The organism is Pseudomonas sp. EA_35y_Pfl2_R5 (assembly GCF_963970805.1).
GTDB lineage: Bacteria > Pseudomonadota > Gammaproteobacteria > Pseudomonadales > Pseudomonadaceae > Aquipseudomonas.
On the sequence record NZ_CAXAOW010000006.1, the window covers coordinates 165,797 to 188,971 of the forward strand.

A 23,175-nucleotide genomic window follows, 5' to 3' on the forward strand; every position below is an offset into this window, starting at 1 on the left:
GAGAATCACCTTAGCCACTTCGCCAGGCTGCGCCATTAGCCTCTAGAGGTCTGTGGAGATCAGTTCTCTGGCAACTTCGCCTACTGAATCAAGCTCACGTCAGCAGTTCAATAATCCACTGCGTCTGCCGGGCAACCTTCTGCACCTTCTCCTCACTCACCGCCTGCCGCGCATGGGCGAAGTTGGCCAGGGTCTGCTGCTTTAGGTGCAGCATGCGTTGCCACTTGGCCAGGAACGCCGGGCTGCGCGTCTGCATTTGCAGCGGGCCAAAGTACAGTTCCTCGGCGCTGTACAGCACCGGGCCAGAACGTTCGGCCACGATGATTTCGTAGGCAAAGCGATTTTCTCGCAGCACTTCCTCACAGAGGATGCGGTAGCCATTTTCCATCAGCCATTGCCGCAGTGGCTGCTCACCGCCGTTGGGCTGCAGGATCAAACGCTCCAGACCACTCAAACGCGCCTTACCACTGTCGAGAATGTCCCGAATCCGCTCGCCGCCCATCCCGCAGATACTGATTGCCGTGATGGCATCGCCCGCCTCAATCGCCGCCAAACCATCTGCCAGGCGCACGCTGATACATTGGTTCAGGTCACTATCGCGCACGCTGCGCTCAGCTGCGTGGAACGGCGTCAAAGCCACCTCCCCGGCCACGGCGGCCTCGATGAGACCACGGCGCATCAACGCCACCGGCAGATAGGCGTGATCCGATCCAATATCAGCCAGCCGCGCCCCTGCCGGCACATGCGCCGCCACGCGTTCAAGGCGCATGGATAATGTCTGCTCGTTCAACTCCAACCCCTTCTCAGCATCGACGTCCGGCCGTTGGGCCAAAGCGGGGCGCGATTCTGTCGAGCAATGCAGCGCATGGCAAATCGCGGTGACCGGCGATATGTGCTCGCCCGAGCTTAGGATTCAGAGGAGCACTAATAACGACACGTAGTGATGGGCTGCTGACGGCCCAGAGTGTGTAAAAACACTTTCGTATCTTGTGTGCCACATGCGGACATTCACTAAGCCGGCTCCGCGCGCAAACTAGTTCGCAGAGAAGTGAATAGTCAAACCGTCTCGGCCTAGCGCCTCGGCAAGCTCATCGGGGCTATCGACACTACCAAGTCGGGTGTATGAGTAGGTCGACTCGAACGTTTGGTAGAAGATCACCAGCGTATCCGTACCGTACAGCATCAGATCGCCACTGCGGATTATGCCGGGCCTTACTGGGTTGGTTGGCAGCCGCTGCGGCAGGCTCGCGTATTTCTCGTTCGCATGGAGGTCGGTCATATCCAGGGTAAGGGGTAATAGCCGTGCGAATGCCCGCGAGGGCTCGCTATCATCCAATGTGATTGCGAAGCGCTGTTCGCCAATGGTCATCCACATACGATCTTCCTTCAGTTTTGGTTCCGCTATCGCCTGAGCGAGTGCGCAGCTACTCAGCATGAGCAGCAGACATAGCTGGATGCCTGAAAGGCATAAATGTTGGCTGAGTCTATTCATCTTGAAGATTCCCTCCTCAATCCGGGTGACCCGGCTGTGCACGCATGGCCAGAACGGTAAGGCCTGCGCCAAGCAACAGAATGGCTGCACTTGCAGTAAAGGTGCTTTGGTAGCCGCTGCGGTCGAACAGCCAGCCGCCCAGCATTGAACCCGAGGCAATGGCAAACTGCACCACTGCCACCATCAACCCACCACCTGCCTCGGCGTCACTGGGCATCGCTTGCGCGATCCAGCTCCACCAGCCAACAGGCGCTGCCGTTGCCATCAGTCCCCAGAGGCCCAGCAATATCGCCACCGGAACGATCCACATGCCGACAGGGATCAACGCAAGGGCAATTACCGCCATCAGCACCGGAATACTAATCAACGCGCGGAACAGCCCCTTTTTCAGCAGTGAGCCAATGATCATCGTTCCACCCAGGCCGGCTACGCCGATAACCAGCAGGATCAATGACAGAGAAGCGGTATCGACCAACGTCACTGTTTCCAGGAAGGGTCGGAGGTAGGTGAACAGAGCAAACTGCCCCATGAAAAAGGCACCGCACGCCGCCATACCGAACGCCACCGAGCGCGTGCCGAGCAGTCTGAAAACACTGCGCGTAGGGCACTCTCGCACCTGGACCTTCATGCTTGGCAGGCTGAGCCACTGCCAGACCAGTGCGACGACCGCCACCGGCACCAAGCAGAGGAAGGCTCCCCGCCAACCGATTACCGAGCCCAGGTAGCTGCCCAGCGGCGCTGCAATCACCGTGGCCAAGGCGTTACCGCCGTTGAAGATGGCCAGCGCCCTGGGCACCTGATCATCGGGCACCAGCCGCATGGCCGTGGCCGCCGACATTGACCAGAAACCGCCAATGACCACACCGAGCAACGCTCGCCCCAGCATGTAGAGGGTGAAGCTCGGCGCGAACGCTACCACGGCGCCGGAGACCGCCATCAAGCCCGTCAGGATCAGCAGAAGCGTCTTGCGATCCATGCTCCCGGCCAGCCAGCTGATCGACAGGCTGGTCAGCACGGCGAACGCTCCAGAGATGGCGATACCCTGCCCTGCAACACCCTCGCTGACCTGGAGATCGGTTGCCAGTGGCGTGAGCAGACTGACGGGCATGAACTCCGAGGCGATCAGGGCAAAGACACAGAGCGTCATCGCCAAGACCCCACCCCAGTGACTGGGGTGGTAAAGCGGCTGATGTGCAGAAAGGTCGCCTGGTTGGGCAGCAAGTTGGCTAGTCATGGTGCTTGCCTAGCCGATCACTTGAGGCCGTTCTGGAAGAACTGGGTGAGCTTGTCGAAGGGGATCAGATTCACCCGGTCATACAGGTCGACGTGCCCGGCGTTGGGGACGATGACAAGCGCCTTGGGCTCGCCCGCCAAACGGAAGGCCTCTTCACTGAACTCGAGGGAATGTGCGTTCTCACCAGCGATAAACAGCATCGGGCGTGGGGATATCGTCTCGATGTCCGCGAACGGGTAGAAGTTCATGAACTTGATATTGCTGGTCAACGTCGGGTGAGTGGTCAGCTCGGCGCTGGAGCCAGCCGGAGTGAACGCGCCTCGCGCAGTGCGATAGAAGTCGAAGAACTCACGTTGGATCGGGTGGGTATCGTCCGTCAGCTCATGCACGGTGCCGCTGGTGTACTGCGTCTTGCCGCCACTGAACTCCACGTAGCGCTGCTCGGCTGCGGCGGCGATTGCCTGCTTGCGTTGTTCCAGCGTCTGCGAATGCTTGAGGCCATTGCGATTGGCGGCCCCCATGTCATACATGCTGACCGTTGCAATCGCCTTCATGCGCGGGTCGATCTTGGCTGCGCTGATGACGAAGCTGCCGCTGCCACAGATGCCCAGCACACCGATGCGCTGCCGATCCACGAACGCCTGGGTGCCAAGATAATCGACGGCTGCACTGAAATCTTCCGCGTACAGGTCGGGGAGAACAGCGTTGCGCGGGCTGCCCTCGCTCTCGCCCCAGAACGACAAGTCCAACGCCAGGGTAATGAAGCCTTGCTCCGCCAGTTTCTGGGCATACAGGTTGGAACTCTGCTCCTTCACCGCGCCCATGGGATGGCCAACGATGATTGCCGGGCTACGCACGGACCTACCGACATCCTTGGGGACGAATAGATTGCCCACCACCTTCATCTGGTACTGGTTGTTGAAGCTGACCTTCTCCATGGTCACTTTGTCGCTCTTGAAGAAATTGTCTGCACCGTTGGACATATCGGCTCCTAGAGCGGTGATCGAGCTGAGCAGAAGGCCCAGCGCTAAAAAAAGTCTGTTCATGGATTCGTCCTCTCACGGGTTGAAGATCAATCGTCGATCTGACTCTGGCGATTGCTTGGCCCCGCTCGCGGGTGAAGACGCCAGCGGGGCAGAGAACATTCTCGTGAAATAGTTAGACTTTGATTAGCTAATGAATGCTTAAAGCCGCTATAACCTCTGCTACTCAATCAGAGGGTGAGCGCATGCCTCGGCATAACTTCAACGACCTCCAGGCCTTCGTCACAGTGGCGCGCGAAGGCAGCTTTACGCGCGCAGCAGCACACCTGGGCGTTACCCAGTCGGCAGTCAGTCAGGTGGTGTCCGGGCTGGAGACGCGGCTTGAGATTCGTCTGCTCACCCGCACCACCCGCAGCGTTTCCATGACGGCGGCAGGTGAACGGCTGATGGAGGCCATCGGCCACCGCTTCGATGAGATCGAAGCCGAGCTGGATGCCCTGACCGAGTTACGCGACAAACCGGCGGGCACGGTGCGTATCACCTGTGGCGATAACATCATCAAGACGACCTTGTTGCCCAAACTGATCCCCGTCCTGGCGGCCTATCCGGATATCAAGCTCGAATTCGATATCAACTACGGCTTCTGTGACATCGTGGCTGAGCGTTTCGATGCTGGCGTGCGCTTCGGCGGGACGGTGGCTCAGGACATGATTGCGCTGCCCATCGGTGGCGATCTGCGCATGGCGGCGGTGGCGGCCCCCAGCTATTTCGCCGAACACCCCATCCCTGAGCACCCGCACGATCTAGCCGCGCATCGGTGCATCGATATCCGCTTCCCTACCTACGGTGGAGTGGATGCCTGGGAGTTCGAGCGCAAAGGCAAAAAACTGAAGGTGCGGGTCGACGGGCAGCTGGTATTCAACAGCACGACCCATATTGCGGACGCCGCTGTCGGCGGCTTGGGAATTGCCTATCTACCCGAAGATGAATTTGCCCCGCACCTTGAGGAGGGCCGGCTGATTCGCGTGCTGGAGAACTGGTGCGAGCCATTTTCCGGCTATCACCTCTACTATCCCAATCGTAGACAACCCTCACCGGCCTTCGCTCTGGTGCTCGAAGCGTTACGAGTTACGAGGTAGAGCAACAGTGCCGGATCGTCCCAAGATTGGTTATCTCAGTGCCCGCTTCTGGCCGGTTTCCGCCTGTGGCCAACCGGCCAAAAGCGGCCAATAGCAGCCATTCGGGCGTATTAGTATTAAGCAATTAGAGGCGATTCAGTAAGACGCTAGGGCGCTACTGCGCAAGGGTTTAGACTGTCAGTCAATAACTACAAAATCCTGTGCCGTGCTCTATGAAAATCCAGCCATTACCTCCGCTTAACAGCTTGGTGGCCTTTGAGGCTGCTGCCCGTCACTTGAGTTTCACCCTCGCGGCGAGTGAGCTGAATGTCACCCAAGGTGCCATCAGCCGCCAAGTGCGCCTGCTTGAGGACTACCTTGGCAAGAGCCTGTTCGAGCGCACCACTCGGGCGATGAACCTGACCCCAACGGGCAGCCAATATCACGAGACTGTGCGCGAGGCATTGTTGCAGTTGGCCGGTGCCACGGGCGAAATCCGCAACTGGCGGGGCGAGCAGCAGGTCACGGTGGCCACCAGTACCGCGATGGCCTCGCTCTGGCTACTGCCTAAGGTCGCCGATTTTCAGCGCGACCATGAAGACATCGATCTGCGCATCATCGCCCATGACCACGTCAAGGATTACAGCCGCCTCGACTGCGACCTAGCCCTGTATTACTGCCGCACCGCGCCGAAAGACATGCAGGTCACACCGTTGTTTTCCGAAGAGGTGTTTCCGGTCTGCAGCCCCGGTTACCTGGCCAAGCACCCCGAGTTGCTCGGCATTGAGCAATTAGCCGGCTGCACCTGGTTGTGGCTGGAAGACCCACACCGCGACTGGGTTGGCTGGCCGGAGTGGTTTCGCCGTACCGGCTTGGCGGCGCTGGAGCCGCGTCACCGGGTCAAGATCAACAGTTACTCGATGTTGATTCAGTCGGCACTCAATGGGCAGGGCGTGGCGCTGGCCTGGAATAACCTGGTTAACGACCACCTGGAGACTGGCGCGCTGGTGCGCCCGGTCACGGAAATGCTGGCGACCGAGGCGCAGTTCTGCCTGCTGGAGCCCTTAGGGCGCGGCAGCAACAGGCAGAGCGTGCGCCAATTTCGCGACTGGCTGATGGCCGAGCTGCCAACGACAGACGCCGAGCCCCCCGCCAGTTTCTAAACCCTTTGCCGGGCCCTAAACGACAAAAGCCAGCGGCTTGTGGCCACTGGCTTTTGTGCTGTTGGCATCACCCGTAGGCGATTGTTCAGCCGGCCTTTCTCGCCTGTAGCGAGGTGTTGCAGGCCCCGCCCAGGCCGACCAGCGGCTCGGGCGAGTCACTGGCGTCCTGGGAAGTTTCCTGCGCAATCGCCCGGCCGCCCGAGGATGGCGTAGGCAGGCCGGTGAAGCTTTCCTGGCGTAGGGTGCGCAGCAGGGTGAAGCTCATCAGCAGGATAAATACGGAGATCGGCAGGCCGGCGGTAATCGAGGCCATCTGAATGGTCTTCAGCCCCCCGGCGTACAACAGGCCGGCGGCGATGCAGGCGATCAACACACCCCAGACCACGCGGATGCCCTGCGGCGGCTCGGAATGCCCCACCGCGTTAAGGGTACAGAGCACCAGGGTGCCGGAGTCTGCCGAGGTGATGAAGTAGGACGCCAACATCAGGCAGACCAGAATACTCAGGGCCTTGCCGATCATTCCCGTATCCAGCTTCTGCAGCAGTACAAACATCGCCGAGGTGGTTTCCGCCTTGGTCGCCAGCAGCACTTCGCCGCCCTTGAACTCGGCCGCCTCGCCGATCAGTTGGCCGCTGGCCACCTGCTGTTCGTGCTGTAAACGGTCATCGCGCTCGCTCTTTAATGCTGCACCGCCGAGTACCGACATCCAGACGATGGTGACTAGAGTCGGCACCAACAGCGCGCCGGCTATCAGTTCGCGAATGGTGCGGCCGCGTGAAATACGCGCGATAAACAGGCCGACGAAGGGTGCCCAGGTCATCCACCAAGGCCAGTAGAAGGCGGTCCACCAGTTCTGCCAGCCGCTGTCCTTCTGCGTATCGCTCCAGAAACTCAGGCCGACGATGTTCTGCAAATAGTCTCCGGTGCTTTCCAACGTGGTGTTGAGCAGGTAGCGCGTCGGGCCGATCAGCAGCACCACGGCAATCAGCAACAGCGATAGCAGCATGTTCCACTCGGACAAAAGCCGAATGCCGCGCGCCACGCCGGACATTACCGACAGCGTTGCGGCAAAGCTGATCACCGCGATCAACAGCAATTGGGGGCCGAGGCCGACGGGTAAGCCGAACACCTGGTTCAACCCGGTGTTGATCTGGGTGACCCCCAGGCCCAGCGACTGCGAGACGCCAAAAGCGGTGATCGCCACCGCGAGGATGTCCACCACATGGCCGATTGGCCCGTAGATGCGCTCGCCGATCAGCGGGTAGAGGATCGAGCGCATGGTCAGCGGCAGACCTTTGCGGTAGGCGAAGTAGGCCAGTGCCAAGCCGACCATGGTGAAGATCGCCCAAGGGTGCAGGCCCCAGTGAAACAGGGTGATGCGCATGGCAGTGGTCGCGGCTTCGTCGGTCAGCCCCTCGGCAAGGGGGTTGCCCGCGTAGTGCCACATCGGTTCGGCCACCGACCAGAAGATCAGGCCGATGCCCATACCGCCGCTGAACAGCATGGCGATCCATGAGCTAAAGGAGAACTCCGGGCGCTCGTCATCGCGGCCCAGACGGATCAGGCCAAAACGGCTGACCATCAGGTACAGCAGCAACGCCAGCACAGCGGATACCAAGCTCAAGTAGTACCACTTGAAATTGTTCAGGATGAAGTCGGAGGCTTTCTGGAAGAACGCACCGGCCTGTTCGGCCTGAATCGCGCAGAACAGCACGAAAGCGATCACCAGCACTTTGGAAACCACGGTAACCGTGGGGTTGAGGCCTTTGAGCAGGCCAGTCTGAGCACGCATTGTGTGTCCCCTGTTTGTTTTTGTTGAAGGACTTCGGCGTTGCTGGCGGCGCCCCATAAAAGGGGCGCTGCAAGGGCTGTTCACGCAGGCAAACGGAGACAGCCCTGGCACCAACACGCCTAAACAAAATGGTCCTGGCGAGCATGCGCGACAACTTATTTATCCTCATCAACTCATGAGTTTTTGGCACTAATTAAAAAATCATGACTAGCCGGTCAATACCGTTATATCTAGCTATTGTCGGTTTTGTCGCTGAGCGACATTAATGATTAAAAATCATTAATGTCGTAACAAAAAATCGTTTGTCCATGCTCCCTGGCTTGTCGACACTCGATCCAACTAGCGGGCCATTCGCCCATCGTCACCACCTGCCGTGCAAGCCAGGGAGAAAACAACAATGACTCACTCCGCCCCTCAATTGATTCCTACCCACGCGCTGGAAACCATCCTCAACCCGATTGAGCATGCGACCGGCCTGAGCAATGCCTTCTATACCGAGCAGCGCTACTTCGAGCTCGAGCGCGATCAGGTCATGGGCAAGACCTGGGCCTGCGTGGGCTTTGCCAGCGACCTGACCCAAAACGGCTCGGTCAAACCCATCGACTTCATGGGCTTGCCGCTGTTGCTGATGCGCAATCGCGAGGCCCTGGTGCAGGTGTTCCACAACGTCTGCAGCCATCGCGGCATGAAGCTGGTGCAGGAAGAAGGCACCGTGCAGGGCGTGATCCGCTGCCCGTACCACTCCTGGACCTACGACCTTAACGGCGGCCTGCGCGGCACCCCGCACGTGGGCGGTATCGACAAACACAAGGACGAGCGCTTCGCCTGCGAAAAGCACGGTTTGAAGGCCATCCGCAGCGCCATCTGGATGGACATGGTGTTTATCAACCTGTCCGGCGACGCGCAGACCCTGGAAGAGATGCTCGCGCCGCTGACCGCGCGCTGGAGCCAGTTCCTCGGCGCGGACGGCATGAGCCTGCTGCGCCGCCGTCCAGGCTTTGACTCCACCACCCTGGATATCGCCTGCAACTGGAAGCTGGCCGTGGAGAACTATTGCGAGGCCTATCACCTGCCGTGGGTGCACCCGAGCCTGAACACCTACTCGCGCCTGGAAGATCACTACAACATCTTGTTTGAAGAGAATTCCGCCGGGCAGGGCAGCTATGCCTACAACCTCTCCGATGTGGCCGGCACCCACCTGCCGAAATTCCCCAGCTGGCCGCAGGATCGCTTGCGCAACGCCGAATACCTGGCTCTGTTCCCCAACGTATTACTTGGCATCCAGGCCGACCACGCCTTTGCCATGCAGCTGGATCCGGTCGCGCCGGGGCGCACCCTGGAACACCTGCGGGTGTTCTACGTCGGCGACGAGGCCCTGAGCGACGAGTACGCCGCTTGCCGTAACGCCGTGCTGGAGTCGTGGAAAGTGGTGTTCGCCGAAGACATCAGCTCGGTCGAAGGCATGCAGAAGGGCCGTCACTCGCCGGGCTATAAGGGCGGCGTGTTCTCCCCCGAGATGGACATTCCGACTCACCACTTCCACCAGTGGGCCGCGCGTCAGCTGCTCGCCATCGACCCATCCGCCTGAGGAGGCCGTCATGTACCCGATTGCCGAACATTGGCTGAACTATATCGACGGTGAGTGGCTGGACAGCGCTCAACAGCTGACGGTGAACAACCCCGGCAGCGCCGCGCCGCTGGCGACCATCGCCCAGGCTTCTGTGGCCGATGCCGAGCGCGCCGTGCAGGCCGCCCGGCGTTGCGCCGACAGTGGCGAGCTGACGCGTGTACGCCCGGCGCAGCGGGTGACCTGGCTGCTGCGCATCGCCGAGGAAATTCGCGCAGTGGCCGACGAAGGTGCCTGGGTGCTCTGCCAGGAAAACGGCAAGAGCCTGAATGACGCCCGTGATGAGTTCACCGAGGCCGCGCGCTACTTCGAGTACTACGCCGGCATGGCCGACAAGATCGAGGGCTGCTCGATCCCGCTGGGCGACGGCTATATGGACTTCACCCTGTACGACCCTATGGGCGTTTCCGCGCAGATCGTGCCGTGGAACTTCCCGGTGTCGATCTGCGCGCGCTCGCTGGCCCCAGCCCTGGCCGCCGGCAATGCGGTGGTGATCAAGTCGCCGGAGCTGTCGCCGCTGGGCATGTGCGTGCTGATTCGCGCCATCGCCAAGGCCGGTTTGCCAAGCGGCGCGGTCAACCTGATCTGCGGCCGTGGCCGTGAGGTCGGCAGCCATCTGGTCAGCCATGCCAATGTCGATCAGATCGTCTTCACCGGTTCGGTGCCAACCGGCCAGAGCATCCTGCGCAACGCCGCCGAGCACGCCATTCCCAGCGTCATGGAGCTGGGCGGCAAATCGGCCGCCATCGCCTTTGCCGACGTCGACCGTCAGCAGCTGCTGGCCAGCGTCAAGGGCGGCATCTTCTTCAATGCCGGCCAGGTTTGCTCGGCCATGTCGCGGCTGCTGGTGCAGCGCGAGATCTACGAAGAAATCGTCCAGGCCGTGGTCGAGCTGGCCGAAGGCCTCAGCGTCGGCCTCGGCCAGGACAACCCTGACCTCACGCCGGTGGTTAGCGCCGCGCAACTGGCCAGCATCGAAACCTTGTGTCGGCGCGCAATCGATGAGGGTGCGGTAGCGGCCACCGGTGCTGAGGCTTACAGCGACCGCGCCGGGCACTTTATGCGCCCGACCGTATTCCGCGATGTCAGCCCTGAGATGTGCATTGCCCAAGAGGAAGTGTTCGGCCCGGTGCTGGCGATTATCCCCTTTGAGACCGAGCAAGAGGCCATCGCCATCGCCAATGGCACCGACTTCGGCCTGGTGGCTGGCGTATTCACCCAGGACATCAGCCGCGCCATGCGCTGCGCGCGCCGCCTCAAGGCAGGTCAAGTGTTCGTCAACGAATGGTATGCCGGCGGCATCGAGACGCCGTTCGGCGGCGTTGGCCTCTCCGGTTTCGGCCGTGAAAAGGGCCAGGAAGCACTGTACAGCTACGTGCGCACCAAGAACGTGGCCATCCGCGTGGCAGAGGAGTAAGCGACATGTTCAAGACTTGGCTCTGTGTCGTCTGCGGTCTGATCTACGACGAGGCGCTCGGCTGGCCGGATGACGGCATCATCGCCGGCACCCGCTGGGAAGAGGTGCCCGAAGACTGGAAATGCCCCGAGTGCGGGGTCGGCAAGGACGATTTCGAGATGCTCGATATCAGCCCGGCCGTCGCTGCGGCGATCAGTGCGCCGCTGCCAATCGCGCCACCCGCGCTTAAGGCGCCCGTGGCTCCGGCGGCCGCCCAGGTGCGTCAGCCGATTGTGATCATCGGCAGCGGTTATGCCGGTTACGGCCTGGCCCAGGCGCTGCGCAAGGCCGACCCCAAGGTCGAGATTCGTGTGCTGACCCAGGAATCCGGGCACCTGTACTCCAAGCCGGCACTGTCCATCGGCCTGGCCCAGGGCAAGAGCGTCGCGGCACTGTCCGGCGAGGCGTCGTTGGCCATCGAGCAGCGCCTGAATATCCGTATTTACCCGCACTGCACGGTTGAGCGCGTCGACGCGGCGGCGCGGCGTCTGCACACCAATCTCGGTGAGATGGACTACGGCCAACTGGTGCTGGCCAGCGGCGCGGCACCGATCCGGCTGCCGATTGAGGGCGACAGCAGCGGCCTGCTCAGCGTCAACAACTTGCATGATTACCAGAGCTTTCGTGAACGTCTGACCGGCGTGCGCAGGGTGGCCATTCTCGGTGACGGCCTGATCGGCTGCGAGTTTGCCAACGACCTGGCCGTCAGCGGTTTTGCGGTGAGCGTTATCGGTCTCGGCCAGTGGCCAATGGAGCGCCTGCTGCCGCGTGAAGCCGGCCAGCAACTGCAAAACGCGCTGGGCGAGCTGGGGGTGAGCTGGTACTTGCAGAACACCCTGCAGCGCATCGACAAGACCGAGCAGGGTTACCGCCTGAGCCTGGCCGATGGTCAACACCTTGAGGCCGACTTGCTGCTGTCCGCCGTTGGCCTGCGTCCCAACCTGAGCCTGGCGCAAAGCGCCGGGGTGGCGGTGGGCCGCGGGATTCAGGTGAACGCCCAGTTGCAGACCTCGCAAGCGGGCATCTATGCCCTCGGCGATTGCATCGAGATCGACGGCCAGTTGCTGCCGTATCTGGCACCGATCAACCAGGGCATCGCTGCCCTGTGCAAGACCCTGCTCGGCCAACCGACCGCCGTCAGCTACCCGCTGATGCCGGTCACGGTGAAGACCCCGGCCGCGCCGCTGTGCCTGCTGCCACCGACTGTCGGCGTGGCCGGCGAATGGCGCTGCACGGCCACCGACGACGGCCTCAGCGCCGGTTTTTACGATGCCGAGGGGACGCTGCACGGCTTCGTCCTGCTCGGTCGCCAAGCACAACTGCAGCGCAATGCCTGGCTGCAGTCCTGTCAGAACGCACAGCGGGCCGTGGCCTGAGGGCGATCACATGAAAAACTCCATCAACTTGCCCCATGACGACGCCAGCTGCGGCTGGTACGCCGCCCTGCCCGAGCAACCGGCCTGCAAGCGCCTGCACGGCGAGCAACGCGCCGATTACGCGGTGATCGGTGCCGGCTTTGCTGGCCTGGCCGCCGCGCGGCGCCTGGCCGAGCACCACCCAGAAGCGCGGATTCTGCTGGTCGATGCCCAGCGCGTGGCCTATGGGGCGTCCGGACGCAACTCCGGCTTCGTCATCGACCTGCCGCACAAGTTCGCCCTGGAACACCCGGACCCGGCGCACAAGCAGCGCCTGCTGGCACTCAACCGCGCCGCCATCGCCCAATTGCAGGGGCTGATCCAGACTCACAACATCGACTGTCAGTGGTCACATGCCGGCAAGTACCAGGGTGCGGTGGGCCCGCGCGGCCTGGCCTACCTAGATCACTTCGAGAAGCTGATGAGCGACCTCGGCGAGCCGTTCCGCCGGGTTGAACGCGGCGAACTGAGCCGCGTTGTCGGCAGCGAGCACTACAGCGGCGCGATCTACACCCCCGGTTGCTACCTGATGCAGCCCGCGGCGTTGGTTACCGGCATGGGCCGCGCGCTGCCGGACAACGTCGAGCTCTTGGAAGAGTCGCCGATCCAGCGGCTGGAGCGCGATGGCCAGGGCGGCTGGATTCTGCACGGCACTCAGGGGCGCATCCGTACCCCGCAGCTGCTGCTCGGCACCAGCATCTTCACCCAGGAATTCGGCTACCTGCGTAACCGCCTGCTGCCGGTGATGACCTTCGCCAGCTGGACCCGCCCGCTCAACGATGCCGAGATGCAAGCCTATGGCGGCCAGCTGGATTGGGGCCTGACCCCGGCCGACCACGCCGGCACCACGGTGCGCATGACCCAGGATCGACGCCTGATCATCCGCAACACCTACAAGCACGTGCCCAAATACGGCCAGAGCAGCAACGACGCCATGCGCGAGTCGGTGCGCAACGACCATCGCAAGGCTTTTCTGGCGCGCTTCCCGCAGCTGGCCAACGTGCCGTTCAGCCACACCTGGGGCGGCGTCTACGCCATCTCGCGCAACTTCACCAACTTCTTCGGCGAGCTGGCGCAGGGTGTGTACGCCTCGGCCTGCGACAATGGCGTCGGCGCGGCCTGGGGCACTATTTCCGGCACCCTGCTGGCCGATCTGGCGGTGGGCGCAGACTCTGCGCAGCTGCGCGATATCCAAGCGGTCACCGGCATGCCGGCACTCAACCCACCAGAACCCTTCCTCGGCCTCGGCGTGCGCTCACGCATCCGCCTGGCGGCCTGGAACAGTCGGAGCGAGCTATGAGCCAGGTGGTTTCTGGAAAAGGCCCGGTGCTGTTGGTCAATCACCATGACCTGGACTTTATCCCCCGTGGCGGCCCACCCGGCCGCGCCTTCGTGGCCCGCGCGATCAGCAACGAGATCTCACCCAATATCGGCATCGGCTTCGCCCGTTGGGAAGGCGCCGAGGTCAACTGGACCCTGCTGTACGACGAGGTGATCTTCGTGATTGAGGGCTGCTTCGAGTTGCAGGCCAACGGTGAGCTGTACCGGGTCACGCCCGGGCAGTTGCTGTGGATTCCGGAAGGCACCGAACTGGTCTACGGCGGCCATGCGCTGTTCGGCTACGTGGTGCACCCGGGCGACTGGAAGCAGCGCCACGGCCTGGCCTGAGTTGTAACAGACTGAACCGCCGCCACCCGCTTGCCGGGTGGCGGCTTTTTTCGTGCTGGCCAAGGAGCCAACCATGCTGGGACTGACACGGACCTTCGGCGCGCTGTACCTGGCGACGCTGCTGATGCAGTTGGGCTCGACCCTGCTGATGACCTACCTGGCGCTGCGCATGGAAGCCAGCGGCGGTGGCGGGCTAAAGGGCGGCGCACTGATGGCCGCCAACTCGCTGGGGATGATCCTGGGCGCCAAGCTGGGTTATCAATTGATCGCAGGGGTTGGCCATATCCGTACCTATGTGGCCTGCGCGGGGCTGATCTCGGCGGCAGTACTGAGCCATGCCTTCACCAGTGAACTGTGGTTCTGGCTGCTGCTGCGGGCCATCGTCGGCATGGCCATGATGTGCCAGCTGATGGTGCTGGAAAGCTGGCTCAACGACTGCGCGCAAAGCCAGCAGCGCGGTCGGGTGCTGGCGCTGTATATGGTCGCCAGTTATGTCGGCATGATGCTCGGCCAGTTGGCGTTGACCGTCAGCGGCGAACTCGGCGTGTTGGGCCTGATCGGCGTGGCGATGGCCTTTTCCCTGTGTCTGGTGCCGGTGGCTCTGACCCGCAGCATGCATCCGGCTGCGATGGAGCAGTCGGCAATTGCCGTGCGCCTGTTTATCCGACGCCTGCCGCAATCGCTGATGACCATCTTAGTGTCAGGGATGATTAATGGCGGTTTCTATGGCCTGGCCTCGATCTTCGCCAGCAAGCACGGCTTGAGCACCTCTCAGGTCGGCTTATTTATGGCAGTTGCGATCGGAGCGGGACTGCTGGCGCAGCTACCGCTCGGCCTGCTATCTGACCGGTTTCCAAGAGCCAGTCTGATTCGCGGCGTTTCACTGCTGCTGTCGGCGGCCTGCCTGGCAATGGCCTGGCTGCCCGATATGTCGCTGCCGGGCATGTTGCTGCTCAGTGCAGCGGTGGGCTTTCTGCAGTTTTGCCTGTACCCGCTGGGCGTGGCTCTGGCCAACGACAATATTGAGCCGCAACTGCGCGTATCGCTGGCGGGCATGTTGCTGATCACCTTCGGAGTGGGTGCCTGCATCGGCCCATTGTTGGCGGGGATATTGATGGAGTACTTCGGCCCAGCTTGGCTATATCTGTTCTGCGCAGCTAGCGCGGGGTTACTTGCAATCACAGTCAGCCAGCGGCGCATCAGCGGTGCGCACCTGCAGGACGGTGCCCCTCTGCACCACCAACCGCTGCCAAACGGCATCGCAAGCTCGGCAGTAGCAGTCGCAGAACTGGAGGAATGAATCGCCCCTAAATTAGTAGGAACTAGATGGCCGCTTTTGGCCGTCTCCAGCCTGATACGACAGGCTAGTCCCGGCCAAAAGTTGACAACAAACCAGTAAATAAATCGGCCCCCTTTTCCGCAACTGGCATGTCAGAGCCAAGCTGCGGGGGTTTATCGATTGGGTGGTGGAGCTGGTTGGGCAGCACGCGCCGCCTGTTGGTTTCGGCGAGACGTAGGGCGGGTTAGCCGAAGGCGTAACCCGCCCTACGATATTAAGGTCGCCACCCAAGCCGTGTTGCCGCCGTACCGATCGGCGTCACGGCCAGTGGTAAGCACCGATCAGTGCGGGTCAATGACCCGCCCTACAAGGCTGGCAGCGTCACGCGACCATCCAAATAGACTTCCAGCGCCGCGGCTAACGCGTCGAAAGCCTGTTGGATACGCGGTATGCGGCGCAGGTCGCGGTGCGTGGCAATCCACACGTCGACGGCAAAGCCCAGCACATCGGGCAGTACGCGGATCAGCCCATCGCGCGCGGCCACCTGGCTTGGACACACACCAATACCGATGCCTGCGCGCAACGCGGCCTGCTGGGCGAGGTGATTGTCGCTGCGCAGTTGGAAGTACTGCTGCGCAAAGGGAAATCCCTGCGCGCTGAGAGTCTGGATGTCGGCTAGATTGCGATCGGGGCCGATCATTGGCAGGCGCACCAGGCTTTCCAAACATGTGGGTGTGCCACACCGATCAAGCAATTCCTGCGTTGCGTACAGCCCAATCTGCAGTGCACCAACGCGGCGGGTGATCACGTCTGCCTCCGTCGGACGGTGAGTGCGAATGGCAATGTCCGCCTCCTGGCGGGCCAGGGCTTCGAGACGGTTGTTGACGCTCAGTTCAAAGGTCAACTGGGGATGAGCCCGGCCGATGGGTTGCAGCAACTGCGGCAGCACTTCGATGCCCAGCAAGTCGCTGCTGGTTATGCGCACCGTACCCCCACCGGCTATGGCTTCGGCTGAAGCTGCGCGGTTAAAGGCCTCGGCAGCCAGCGCCATGTTCTCCACATGGGCGATCAGCTCACGGGCTGTTTCCGTGGGAATCAAGCCCGCGGAGGAGCGGGTAAACAGATTGACGCCCACGCTGCTTTCCAGTGCCTCAATGCGGCGGCGCGCTGTGGCCTGGGCTATACCCAGCATGCGTGCGGCACCGGACAAGCTTCCAGTACGTAGCACAGCGAGGAACGCACGTTGATTTTCCCAATGCAGGGTGAGTGGGCTCATACATTTCCTACTAGCGGCACAGCAACTTTAGGCAGTTGGTTTCACCCCGCGCCAACGTCATGCTGTACGGCAACGGTGGCTAACGCATACAAAAGGGGATTGCATGAATATTACGGGTGGATGCCATTGTGGCGCGGTGAGCTACGTTGTTGCTACGGATAACCTGCCACCAAGCTATGCCTGCCATTGCCTGGATTGCCAGACAACCAGCGGCAGTGCGTTTGGTCTGCACGCGCTATTACCCGAGGACGCGCTGCAGATAACTGGCGAGTTAAGCGCCTACCGCTACGAAGGTGCGCACCAGGCTAGCCATCATCGGCTCTGCGCCCATTGCCATACGCGTATCTATAACACCACCAGCGCAGCTCCCGGCATGCTGGTATTACGTGCCGGCACCCTGCACAACAGTGCTGCGATCGAACCGATTGCGCACATTTGGGTGAAGCGCAAGCAGCCTTGGCTAGAGCTTGCAGAGGGTATTCCGAGCTGGCCGGAAACTCCGACACCAGAGGACTTCGCTCAGGCGCTGCAGACACGCGAGTGCAGTTCCTGAGCTGGCTCTAGTTTATAGACGAATCTGGCCGGCTACTTTTGACCGCTCCTGGCCGACTGCGGCCTATCGAGTATTTATCTACCAACCTGCCCAACAACTGTCACGGCGAAGTGAAATCCAGGACCAGAGCGTTACCACGCACAATTGCGCAGACTTGGACATGGCGCCACTATTCGGCCTTTCCCATAACTCTGCTGCGACACAACGATAAGCAGTTGGCGTGCTAAGCGAAGCGTGTAGAATCCCGCGCCCCGAAAATGCAGGAGACAACACGTTGGCTATTCACTACACCGCGTCCGCGGAAAATGTCGCATGTGGACGTACCGGCTCGAACCTGAGCAGCACCCAGGATGTAACTCAGGTCTCATGCAAGCTGTGCCTGCGCAGCGTTGAAAAAGGCACTGCAGAACCTGTCCGTAAAACCCCAAGTCTCGCTGAACTCAGAGCCGCCGCAAAAGCTGCAAAGGCCGCTGCCGCAGCTGCTGAGCTGGTAAAACCAACCGCCACCCTAAAACCTCGCGCCGAATGGCAGCAACGCCTTGAGCAACTGCCGGGTAGAAACCGCATCCCGCGTGGGATGGCTCGGCAGGTATTTGTTTAAATGCGGCAAACCTCGACCGATCGCCAACGGCCGCGCTGCCTATCCAGCAACCAGTAGCGCCCACCTGGTCGGTTAACGTCAGCTTCGCGCGGCCTTATTGCTTCAAGGCCGCAGCAACTGCCTTGGCGGCATCCTCAATAGTGCGCTCATCGTAGGGCGCAAAACCCAGCACCAGCCCCGGTTCTCGGGGCTGCACGCAATAGCGCGCCAGCGGCATGGTGTCGATACCGGCGGCCTGCAGACGGGCGAATGCAGCCTGTTCGTTGTCCATCTGCAGGTTGCAGGTGATATCCAGCCCTGCACGAATCTCCGGCACGTCGATAAACCCCTGCCAATGCCGCTGCGCCGACTCGGCGAAGGCCACGGCGCGTGAGGCGTAGATCTTGCGCATGCGCCGTACATGGCGGTCGAAATGCCCTTCATGAATAAAGTCAGCCAGCACCGCTTGCGACAGGCTGTTGGCGTGGCGGGACATCAGCGCAGCGGCGCGGGTGAAGCTTTCCAGCAGGTGCGCCGGCAATACCAGATAGGCCAGGCGGATGGAGGGAAACAGCAGCTTGCTGAAGGTGCCGGCGAGGATCACCGACTGCTCCGCCGCCGGCATCGAGCGCAGTGCCGGAATCGGCTTGGCGATAAAGCGGTATTCGCTGTCGTAGTCGTCCTCGAAGATGTAGCTGCCGTGCTGCGCCGCCCACTGCAACAGCGCCAACCGCCGCGCCGGTGAAAGTTCGCTGCCCAGCGGCGCTTGTCGCGAAGGGGTGACATAGGCCAGCCGGGCATTGGGAGCCAGACGCACACCCTCTTCCACCTGAATGCCGTAGGCGTCGACCGGCACATCCACCCGCTGCACGCCCGAAACATCGATCAGCTGGCGTGCCCCCGGGTAGCCAGGGTCTTCCATCCACACTTGGGAATCGCCCGCTGCCAACAAGCGCAGGCACAGATCGAGCCCCTGCTGCACGCTGCTGAGTACCAGGATGCGCTCGGCCGGTACCTGCACACCCCGGGCGATGGCCAGGTAGCCGGCGATGGCTTCACGCAACTCCGGCAAGCCGCCAGGGTCCGAGTCGAGCAGGATGGGCAGCCGCGAGGCGCGCAGCTGCTGGATATGCAACTTGCGCCATAGATCGACCGGGAAGGCCTGAACATCACCACGATGTGGGAAGAACGGGCGTAACCCGGGCGTCACCGAGCGCCGCGCAAATATCGGGGTGATCGCTTCAAGACGCTCGATCCACGGCGTAGCCGGTGACGTGCGCGGCGTCTCTGGCGTGGCCACGACCTTGCGCCGCACATAACCGGCGTTAAGCGTGGCATCCGGCAGCACTTGGCAAACTCGCGTGCCGCTGCCGGTCTGAGCCTCCAGATAACCCTCGGACAACAACTGCTGATAAGCCGCCTGGGCCGTACCCCGCGCCAGCTTGTAGTGCTCGGCCAGGGCACGCGTGCTGGGCAGTTTACTGCCAGCCGGCAGACGGCCGCCGAGGATGGCGCTGCGCAGCGCCTCATACAGCCAGCGCTGCAATCTGACGCCCGGTTCGGGCATGCCCAGGGGCAGGAAGACCACCAACGGAGGCGATTTATCAGTGGGCATGGTCGCTCCAAAGTGGACTAATAACCTCAAGCAAGAATGGATCAATACCTTGATCCAAACCAGAGGCAGAATCACTCCCGTCGTCAGCTAACAGCCTTTCTCTTCACTACGGGAACCTACCCAAATGAAACAGCAAATCCTGATCATCGGTGCCGGCTTTGCCGGCATGTGGAGTGCACTCAGCGCCGTGCGCCTGCTCGATCAACAACAGCGCCTGGACGTCAACGTCACCCTACTCGCGCCCCAGGCGGAACTGCGCGTACGTCCACGTTTTTATGAAACCGACCTGGCCAGCACCGTCGCCCCGCTCGGCCCGCTGTTCGAGGCCGTGGGTGTGCGCTTCGTCCAGGGCAGTGCCACGCAGATTGATGCCGCGAGCAAGCGCGTCAGCTACCGCGATGCCTCGGGTGCCGAGGCCGAGTTGAGCTATGACCGTCTGATCCTCGCGTCCGGCAGTCAGGTGGCACGCCCACCGCTGGAAGGTATCGAGCGCTTCACCTTCGATGTCGACAGCCTGGAATCGGCGCAAAAACTCGAAACCCACCTGCAAGGCCTTGCCCAGCAGCCAGAGAGCGCCGCTCGCAACACCGTGGTGGTGGTCGGCGGCGGCTTCACCGGGATCGAAACTGCCACCGAAATGCCGGCACGCCTGCGCGCCATCCTCGGTGAGCAGACCGACATCCGCGTCATTGTGGTGGATATGGCCAAGCAGGTTGGCGCGGCCATGGGCGAAGCAATTGCCGGGATCGTCGCCGCAGCCAGCGACAGCCTGGGCGTCACCTGGCGGCTTGGCAGCCCGGTATCGAAGGTCGATGAGCATGGCGTGCAGCTGGGCAACGGCGAGCGTATTGCTACCAGTACGGTGATCTTCGCTGTGGGTGTGAAAGCCTCACCGCTGACCCAACAGATCAACGGCGAACGCGATGTACATGGCCGTCTGCACGTTGATCGCAATCTCAAGGTGTTGGGCCAGGATGCCATCTACGCCACCGGCGACACCGCCTACGCCGCTGTGGATGAGCAGGGCAATCACGCCCTGATGACCTGCCAACACGCCATCGCCCTGGGCCGCTCGGCCGGCAACAACGCCGCAGCTGATCTGATCGGTGTCGCGCCGATTGCCTACAGCCAGTACAAGTACGTCACCTGCCTGGATCTGGGCGCCTGGGGCGCGGTATTTACCGAAGGTTGGGAGCGCAAGGTGCTGCTGACCGGCCAGGAAGGCAAGGCGCTGAAAACCCAGATCAACACCCAGTGGATCTATCCACCGGCAGCGGACCGGGCAATCGCCCTGGCGGCGGCCGACCCGCTAATCCCGGTGGTGGCATAACCATTGGCTGCCGAGCCCCAACAACAAGACCGCAGAGGGTGATGGAGAGACTCGGTTGCGCCCACACTCTGCGAATGTGAGCGCTACTCAGGGTGGACAACCTTTAGTTGTCCACCTGCCGTCAAAGCAGGCAGCGCTGGCGCAGCCAATACTCAACAGCCACATGCCTCTGCGTTTATCCGGCAGCCTGTGGCGACACCTCTGAACGACGGATAGCCATGCATCATGGCGCTATGGAGCATATGCAGGACGCTTTTATCGATCGTCCGAGTGGCAGGCTCAGTAGAGTTAGGCCGCAACAGAGCAATAGATGCACGCCTCACGTTCCCTAGAGATGGCCGCGCGACTGAGTGCCGAGCCACGCTAGAGGCCTGCGCGGAGATCGCTTTATGCTGTTGTAACCCTGCGCCCTGACTGACTGCTATCCAACTCCAACCGCCCATAGGGTGCAGACCATGCGTTTGAATGCTGCGATTGTCGTGCTGCTAACCAGCCTGGTCGCAGCGACCTATGGCTTCGGTATCTACCTGTTTGCTCAGCTCGTACCGGACATGCAGGCCTCTCTAGGATTCGACTTCTCCTACGTAGGCAGTATCACTGCATCGGCGCAATTGGGTTTTCTGCTCTGCGCGCTGCTGGCCGTTTGGCTGACACCCAAGATTGGCGGCGGCTGGATGATAGTGGCCTCGGGGGCGGTGTGTGCACTGGCGTTACTGCTGATTCCGCTGTCAAACAACATCTTCGTTATCGGCGCATTGCTGACCCTGCTGGCAGGTACTGCAGCGACTGTTTTTGTGCCAATGGTCGATGTCATCGCCAGAGTGGTGGCCTACCGTTATCGGGGTTTGGCTATGGGCCTGGTGTCCAGCGGGACCAGCTATGGGGTCGCTATCAACAGCCTGTTAGTGCCCATGTACGCCGCGCAAGGCGAATGGCGCAGCGTTTGGTGGTGGGTGGGACTGATTACGGTGGCAATGGCTGTACTGGTGCTGGTGGTATTTAAAAAAGGCGGCTTGCTCAGCCAAACCGTACCGCCGGCATTAACGCCCCTGGCGACCGAGAAAGCTGTGCCAAGCATGCGCCTGGAGCTAATAAAACCTTGGGTGCTGCTGATCTGGTCGATGAATTTCTTGATTGGCTTCGCGACCTTTCCGTTCCAGACCTACCTCTCGTCTTATCTGCGCACCGAGCTGGGTTTTGATGTGCAGTTCAGCGCTCAGGTCTGGGCCGTGATCGGTTTCGTCGGCATGTTCGCGGGGCTGGCCGTCGGTTGGTTCTCAGACCGCACCGGGTTACGTGCGGCCATGCTGCTGGTGTATGGCTGCGTGGTAACGGCGGCACTGATCTTTGTGATAATGCCCTCAGGTCATTGGCCTTTAATCGCTGCCGGGCTGTTCTCCATAGCCTTCTACCCAATCTTCGGCCTTATCCCCGCTTACGTTTCCAAGCTGGCATCATCCAGCGCGATGGCCGTGTCCATATTCGGTGTTGCCAACGTGATGCAAGGCTCTGGCGGCATGCTAGGCAATTACGGCGCAGGGCTATTGGCCAATCACAGCGGCAGCTTTGCGGGGATCTATGCCGCCATTAGCGGCGTAGGTGTATTGCTCATCGCGTTGACACTCAAGCTGCCCCGAGAGGCGCCTGCTGCCACAACAGAGTTAACCGTTAACTACCCGGTGAGGGAGCCTGTTTAGCCATCAGCGGTCGCCCTGCGGCATCACATAGCGCTGCACAATGCGCTCATAGCTGCCATCCACCACCAGCTCACGCAAAGCATCGGAATAGGCCTGAACAAAATCGGCCTGAGTCGAGCGCTTGCTGATCGCAACTTCGGCCGAATCGCTGGACACCACCACCGCCGTGGCTTTGATCTGCTCACCCAGGCCGAGCTGCTGAATCTCATAGGCCCCACTGTGCTCGTCAGCAATTACCCCGTCGATTCGGCCCTTGCCGAGCATGCGCCAGAGGTTGCCGCGGTTGACCACCATCACCACCCGTGCGGCAAACGCAGGATCGTTCATCAGTTGCTCGTAGTCCGCGCCATAGGCCACGTTGACCTGCGCGCCCAGGCGGAACTCGCTGTGCTGCAACTCCAGCAACCGCGTGGCGGGCCAGCGCTGTAAAGCCTGGGTATGCATAAACAGGATATTGCGCGAGGGCGGCAGCACCGGGCCGGAAAAGTGCGCATACGCCTCGCGCTCTGGCCGGCGGAAGGCGCCTGGCAAAATATCCAGGCGACCCAGCTCAAGTTCTTTGAGTGCCCGCGCCCAAGGCAACTTGCGCAGCTTGGTCTGACACCCCAGGCGCGCTAACGCCGCGCGATTGACCTCAATCGAAATACCGACCACTGCACCATCCGCCGTTTGCATGCTGAACGGCGGATCATCATCCCAACGCAGGGTTTTCTCGCATGCAGCCAACGCCAGGCCAGGGACGCAGGCCAGCAGCAACAAGGCAAGCAATAAACAGTGACGCGGTAAAAGCGAGCGGCGTATATCGACTGCAATCAAGATCATCACTCACGCGGGCTCGATGGGATATTGAGTGGAGTCTAGCAGCCCTTTCTCTCATTCAACGCCCGCAAACCACTC

Annotated in this window: 20 protein-coding genes and 1 pseudogene; 13 read left to right on the plus strand and 8 right to left on the minus strand. The window is 61.5% G+C overall.

Annotation, left to right across the window (positions count from 1 at the left end; all coding sequences use genetic code 11):
- Positions 1-94 precede the first annotated feature (94 nt).
- From AACX99_RS13395 to AACX99_RS13410, 4 genes are all read right to left on the minus strand, one after another.
- Positions 95-790 carry a tRNA (adenine(22)-N(1))-methyltransferase gene (locus tag AACX99_RS13395; protein ID WP_339412486.1) on the minus strand — a complete coding sequence of 232 codons (696 nt, stop codon included), beginning with the start codon at positions 788-790 and terminating at the stop codon, positions 95-97.
- Between the two features lie 243 nt (positions 791-1,033).
- Positions 1,034-1,492 carry a cyclophilin-like fold protein gene (locus AACX99_RS13400; RefSeq protein ID WP_339412488.1) on the minus strand — a complete coding sequence of 153 codons (459 nt, stop codon included), beginning with the start codon at positions 1,490-1,492 and terminating at the stop codon, positions 1,034-1,036.
- Between the two features lie 16 nt (positions 1,493-1,508).
- Complete coding sequence (locus AACX99_RS13405) at positions 1,509-2,639, minus strand: MFS transporter (protein ID WP_339412561.1); 1,131 nt, start codon at positions 2,637-2,639, stop codon at positions 1,509-1,511.
- 104 nt (positions 2,640-2,743) lie between these two features.
- Positions 2,744-3,772 carry an alpha/beta hydrolase gene (locus AACX99_RS13410; RefSeq protein ID WP_339412490.1) on the minus strand — a complete coding sequence of 343 codons (1,029 nt, stop codon included), beginning with the start codon at positions 3,770-3,772 and terminating at the stop codon, positions 2,744-2,746.
- 182 nt (positions 3,773-3,954) lie between these two features.
- Between AACX99_RS13410 and AACX99_RS13415 the strand changes: the two genes are divergently transcribed.
- Both AACX99_RS13415 and AACX99_RS13420 read left to right on the plus strand, forming a co-directional pair.
- Entirely contained in the window at positions 3,955-4,848 is an 894-nt protein-coding gene (locus AACX99_RS13415) for a LysR family transcriptional regulator (RefSeq protein ID WP_339412492.1), read from the plus strand.
- 212 nt (positions 4,849-5,060) lie between these two features.
- Positions 5,061-5,990, plus strand: a complete 930-nt coding sequence (locus AACX99_RS13420) for a LysR substrate-binding domain-containing protein (protein WP_339412494.1) — start codon at positions 5,061-5,063, stop codon at positions 5,988-5,990.
- An 85-nt stretch (positions 5,991-6,075) separates the two neighbouring features.
- Here AACX99_RS13420 and AACX99_RS13425 read toward each other — a convergent pair whose 3' ends face one another.
- A complete protein-coding gene (locus tag AACX99_RS13425) occupies positions 6,076-7,782 on the minus strand; it encodes a BCCT family transporter (RefSeq protein WP_339412496.1) in 1,707 nt (568 codons plus the stop codon).
- A 397-nt stretch (positions 7,783-8,179) separates the two neighbouring features.
- Here AACX99_RS13425 and AACX99_RS13430 point away from each other — a divergent pair, with 397 nt between their 5' ends.
- The 7 genes and pseudogenes from AACX99_RS13430 to AACX99_RS13460 all read left to right on the plus strand — a co-directional run bounded on the left by AACX99_RS13430 (position 8,180) and on the right by AACX99_RS13460 (position 15,248).
- Positions 8,180-9,370, plus strand: a complete 1,191-nt coding sequence (locus tag AACX99_RS13430) for an aromatic ring-hydroxylating oxygenase subunit alpha (protein ID WP_339412498.1) — start codon at positions 8,180-8,182, stop codon at positions 9,368-9,370.
- 10 nt (positions 9,371-9,380) lie between these two features.
- Positions 9,381-10,826, plus strand: a complete 1,446-nt coding sequence (locus AACX99_RS13435) for an aldehyde dehydrogenase family protein (RefSeq protein ID WP_339412500.1) — start codon at positions 9,381-9,383, stop codon at positions 10,824-10,826.
- A gap of 5 nt (positions 10,827-10,831) precedes the next feature.
- Positions 10,832-10,996 (plus strand): annotated as a pseudogene (locus tag AACX99_RS13440) (rubredoxin); the annotation flags it as partial.
- Positions 10,985-12,241, plus strand: a complete 1,257-nt coding sequence (locus AACX99_RS13445) for an FAD-dependent oxidoreductase (protein WP_339412563.1) — start codon at positions 10,985-10,987, stop codon at positions 12,239-12,241. The pseudogene AACX99_RS13440 and the gene AACX99_RS13445, both read left to right, overlap by 12 nt.
- A gap of 10 nt (positions 12,242-12,251) precedes the next feature.
- Positions 12,252-13,580 (plus strand): NAD(P)/FAD-dependent oxidoreductase, encoded by a 1,329-nt coding sequence (locus AACX99_RS13450; RefSeq protein WP_339412502.1) that lies wholly within the window; start codon positions 12,252-12,254, stop codon positions 13,578-13,580.
- Positions 13,577-13,948, plus strand: coding sequence for an ethanolamine utilization protein EutQ (locus AACX99_RS13455; protein WP_339412504.1), 372 nt, complete (start codon positions 13,577-13,579; stop codon positions 13,946-13,948). The genes AACX99_RS13450 and AACX99_RS13455 overlap by 4 nt, the downstream gene beginning before the upstream one ends.
- 73 nt (positions 13,949-14,021) lie before the next feature.
- Positions 14,022-15,248 carry an MFS transporter gene (locus tag AACX99_RS13460; RefSeq protein ID WP_339412506.1) on the plus strand — a complete coding sequence of 409 codons (1,227 nt, stop codon included), beginning with the start codon at positions 14,022-14,024 and terminating at the stop codon, positions 15,246-15,248.
- A gap of 343 nt (positions 15,249-15,591) precedes the next feature.
- Here the strand turns inward: AACX99_RS13460 and AACX99_RS13465 are convergent, their stop codons facing one another.
- On the minus strand, positions 15,592-16,503 hold the full coding sequence (locus AACX99_RS13465; protein WP_339412507.1) for a LysR family transcriptional regulator: 912 nt from the start codon (positions 16,501-16,503) through the stop codon (positions 15,592-15,594).
- A 103-nt stretch (positions 16,504-16,606) separates the two neighbouring features.
- Between AACX99_RS13465 and AACX99_RS13470 the strand changes: the two genes are divergently transcribed.
- Positions 16,607-17,056, plus strand: a complete 450-nt coding sequence (locus AACX99_RS13470) for a GFA family protein (protein ID WP_339412509.1) — start codon at positions 16,607-16,609, stop codon at positions 17,054-17,056.
- Between the two features lie 274 nt (positions 17,057-17,330).
- Entirely contained in the window at positions 17,331-17,657 is a 327-nt protein-coding gene (locus AACX99_RS13475) for a hypothetical protein (RefSeq protein WP_160013485.1), read from the plus strand.
- Between the two features lie 94 nt (positions 17,658-17,751).
- On the opposite strand, the gene pdxR is transcribed toward AACX99_RS13475, so the two are convergent.
- Complete coding sequence (gene pdxR / locus AACX99_RS13480) at positions 17,752-19,251, minus strand: MocR-like pyridoxine biosynthesis transcription factor PdxR (protein WP_339412511.1); 1,500 nt, start codon at positions 19,249-19,251, stop codon at positions 17,752-17,754.
- A gap of 124 nt (positions 19,252-19,375) precedes the next feature.
- On the opposite strand from pdxR, the gene AACX99_RS13485 reads away from it, so the two are divergent.
- Together AACX99_RS13485 and AACX99_RS13490 are read left to right on the plus strand one after the other, a co-directional pair.
- The gene (locus tag AACX99_RS13485; protein ID WP_339412512.1) at positions 19,376-20,581 is read left to right on the plus strand and encodes an NAD(P)/FAD-dependent oxidoreductase; all 1,206 of its coding nucleotides are present in this window, start codon (positions 19,376-19,378) and stop codon (positions 20,579-20,581) included.
- A 461-nt stretch (positions 20,582-21,042) separates the two neighbouring features.
- Positions 21,043-22,278, plus strand: a complete 1,236-nt coding sequence (locus AACX99_RS13490) for an MFS transporter (protein WP_339412513.1) — start codon at positions 21,043-21,045, stop codon at positions 22,276-22,278.
- Between the two features lie 3 nt (positions 22,279-22,281).
- Here the strand turns inward: AACX99_RS13490 and AACX99_RS13495 are convergent, their stop codons facing one another.
- Positions 22,282-23,100, minus strand: a complete 819-nt coding sequence (locus AACX99_RS13495; protein WP_339412515.1) for a substrate-binding periplasmic protein — start codon at positions 23,098-23,100, stop codon at positions 22,282-22,284.
- Between the last annotated feature and the right edge of the window lie 75 nt (positions 23,101-23,175).

Bases quoted from the DNA above. Each gene is read 5' to 3' on its own strand.
- AACX99_RS13400 (WP_339412488.1), bottom strand. From the start codon at position 1,492: ATGAATAGACTCAGCCAACATTTATGCCTTTCAGGCATCCAGCTATGT.
- AACX99_RS13405 (WP_339412561.1), bottom strand. From the start codon at position 2,639: ATGACGCTCTGTGTCTTTGCCCTGATCGCCTCGGAGTTCATGCCCGTC.
- AACX99_RS13410 (WP_339412490.1), bottom strand. From the start codon at position 3,772: ATGAACAGACTTTTTTTAGCGCTGGGCCTTCTGCTCAGCTCGATCACC.
- AACX99_RS13415 (WP_339412492.1), top strand. From the start codon at position 3,955: ATGCCTCGGCATAACTTCAACGACCTCCAGGCCTTCGTCACAGTGGCG.
- AACX99_RS13420 (WP_339412494.1), top strand. From the start codon at position 5,061: ATGAAAATCCAGCCATTACCTCCGCTTAACAGCTTGGTGGCCTTTGAG.
- AACX99_RS13425 (WP_339412496.1), bottom strand. From the start codon at position 7,782: ATGCGTGCTCAGACTGGCCTGCTCAAAGGCCTCAACCCCACGGTTACC.
- AACX99_RS13430 (WP_339412498.1), top strand. From the start codon at position 8,180: ATGACTCACTCCGCCCCTCAATTGATTCCTACCCACGCGCTGGAAACC.
- AACX99_RS13435 (WP_339412500.1), top strand. From the start codon at position 9,381: ATGTACCCGATTGCCGAACATTGGCTGAACTATATCGACGGTGAGTGG.
- AACX99_RS13445 (WP_339412563.1), top strand. From the start codon at position 10,985: ATGCTCGATATCAGCCCGGCCGTCGCTGCGGCGATCAGTGCGCCGCTG.
- AACX99_RS13450 (WP_339412502.1), top strand. From the start codon at position 12,252: ATGAAAAACTCCATCAACTTGCCCCATGACGACGCCAGCTGCGGCTGG.
- AACX99_RS13455 (WP_339412504.1), top strand. From the start codon at position 13,577: ATGAGCCAGGTGGTTTCTGGAAAAGGCCCGGTGCTGTTGGTCAATCAC.
- AACX99_RS13460 (WP_339412506.1), top strand. From the start codon at position 14,022: ATGCTGGGACTGACACGGACCTTCGGCGCGCTGTACCTGGCGACGCTG.
- AACX99_RS13465 (WP_339412507.1), bottom strand. From the start codon at position 16,503: ATGAGCCCACTCACCCTGCATTGGGAAAATCAACGTGCGTTCCTCGCT.
- AACX99_RS13470 (WP_339412509.1), top strand. From the start codon at position 16,607: ATGAATATTACGGGTGGATGCCATTGTGGCGCGGTGAGCTACGTTGTT.
- pdxR (WP_339412511.1), bottom strand. From the start codon at position 19,251: ATGCCCACTGATAAATCGCCTCCGTTGGTGGTCTTCCTGCCCCTGGGC.
- AACX99_RS13485 (WP_339412512.1), top strand. From the start codon at position 19,376: ATGAAACAGCAAATCCTGATCATCGGTGCCGGCTTTGCCGGCATGTGG.
- AACX99_RS13495 (WP_339412515.1), bottom strand. From the start codon at position 23,100: ATGATCTTGATTGCAGTCGATATACGCCGCTCGCTTTTACCGCGTCAC.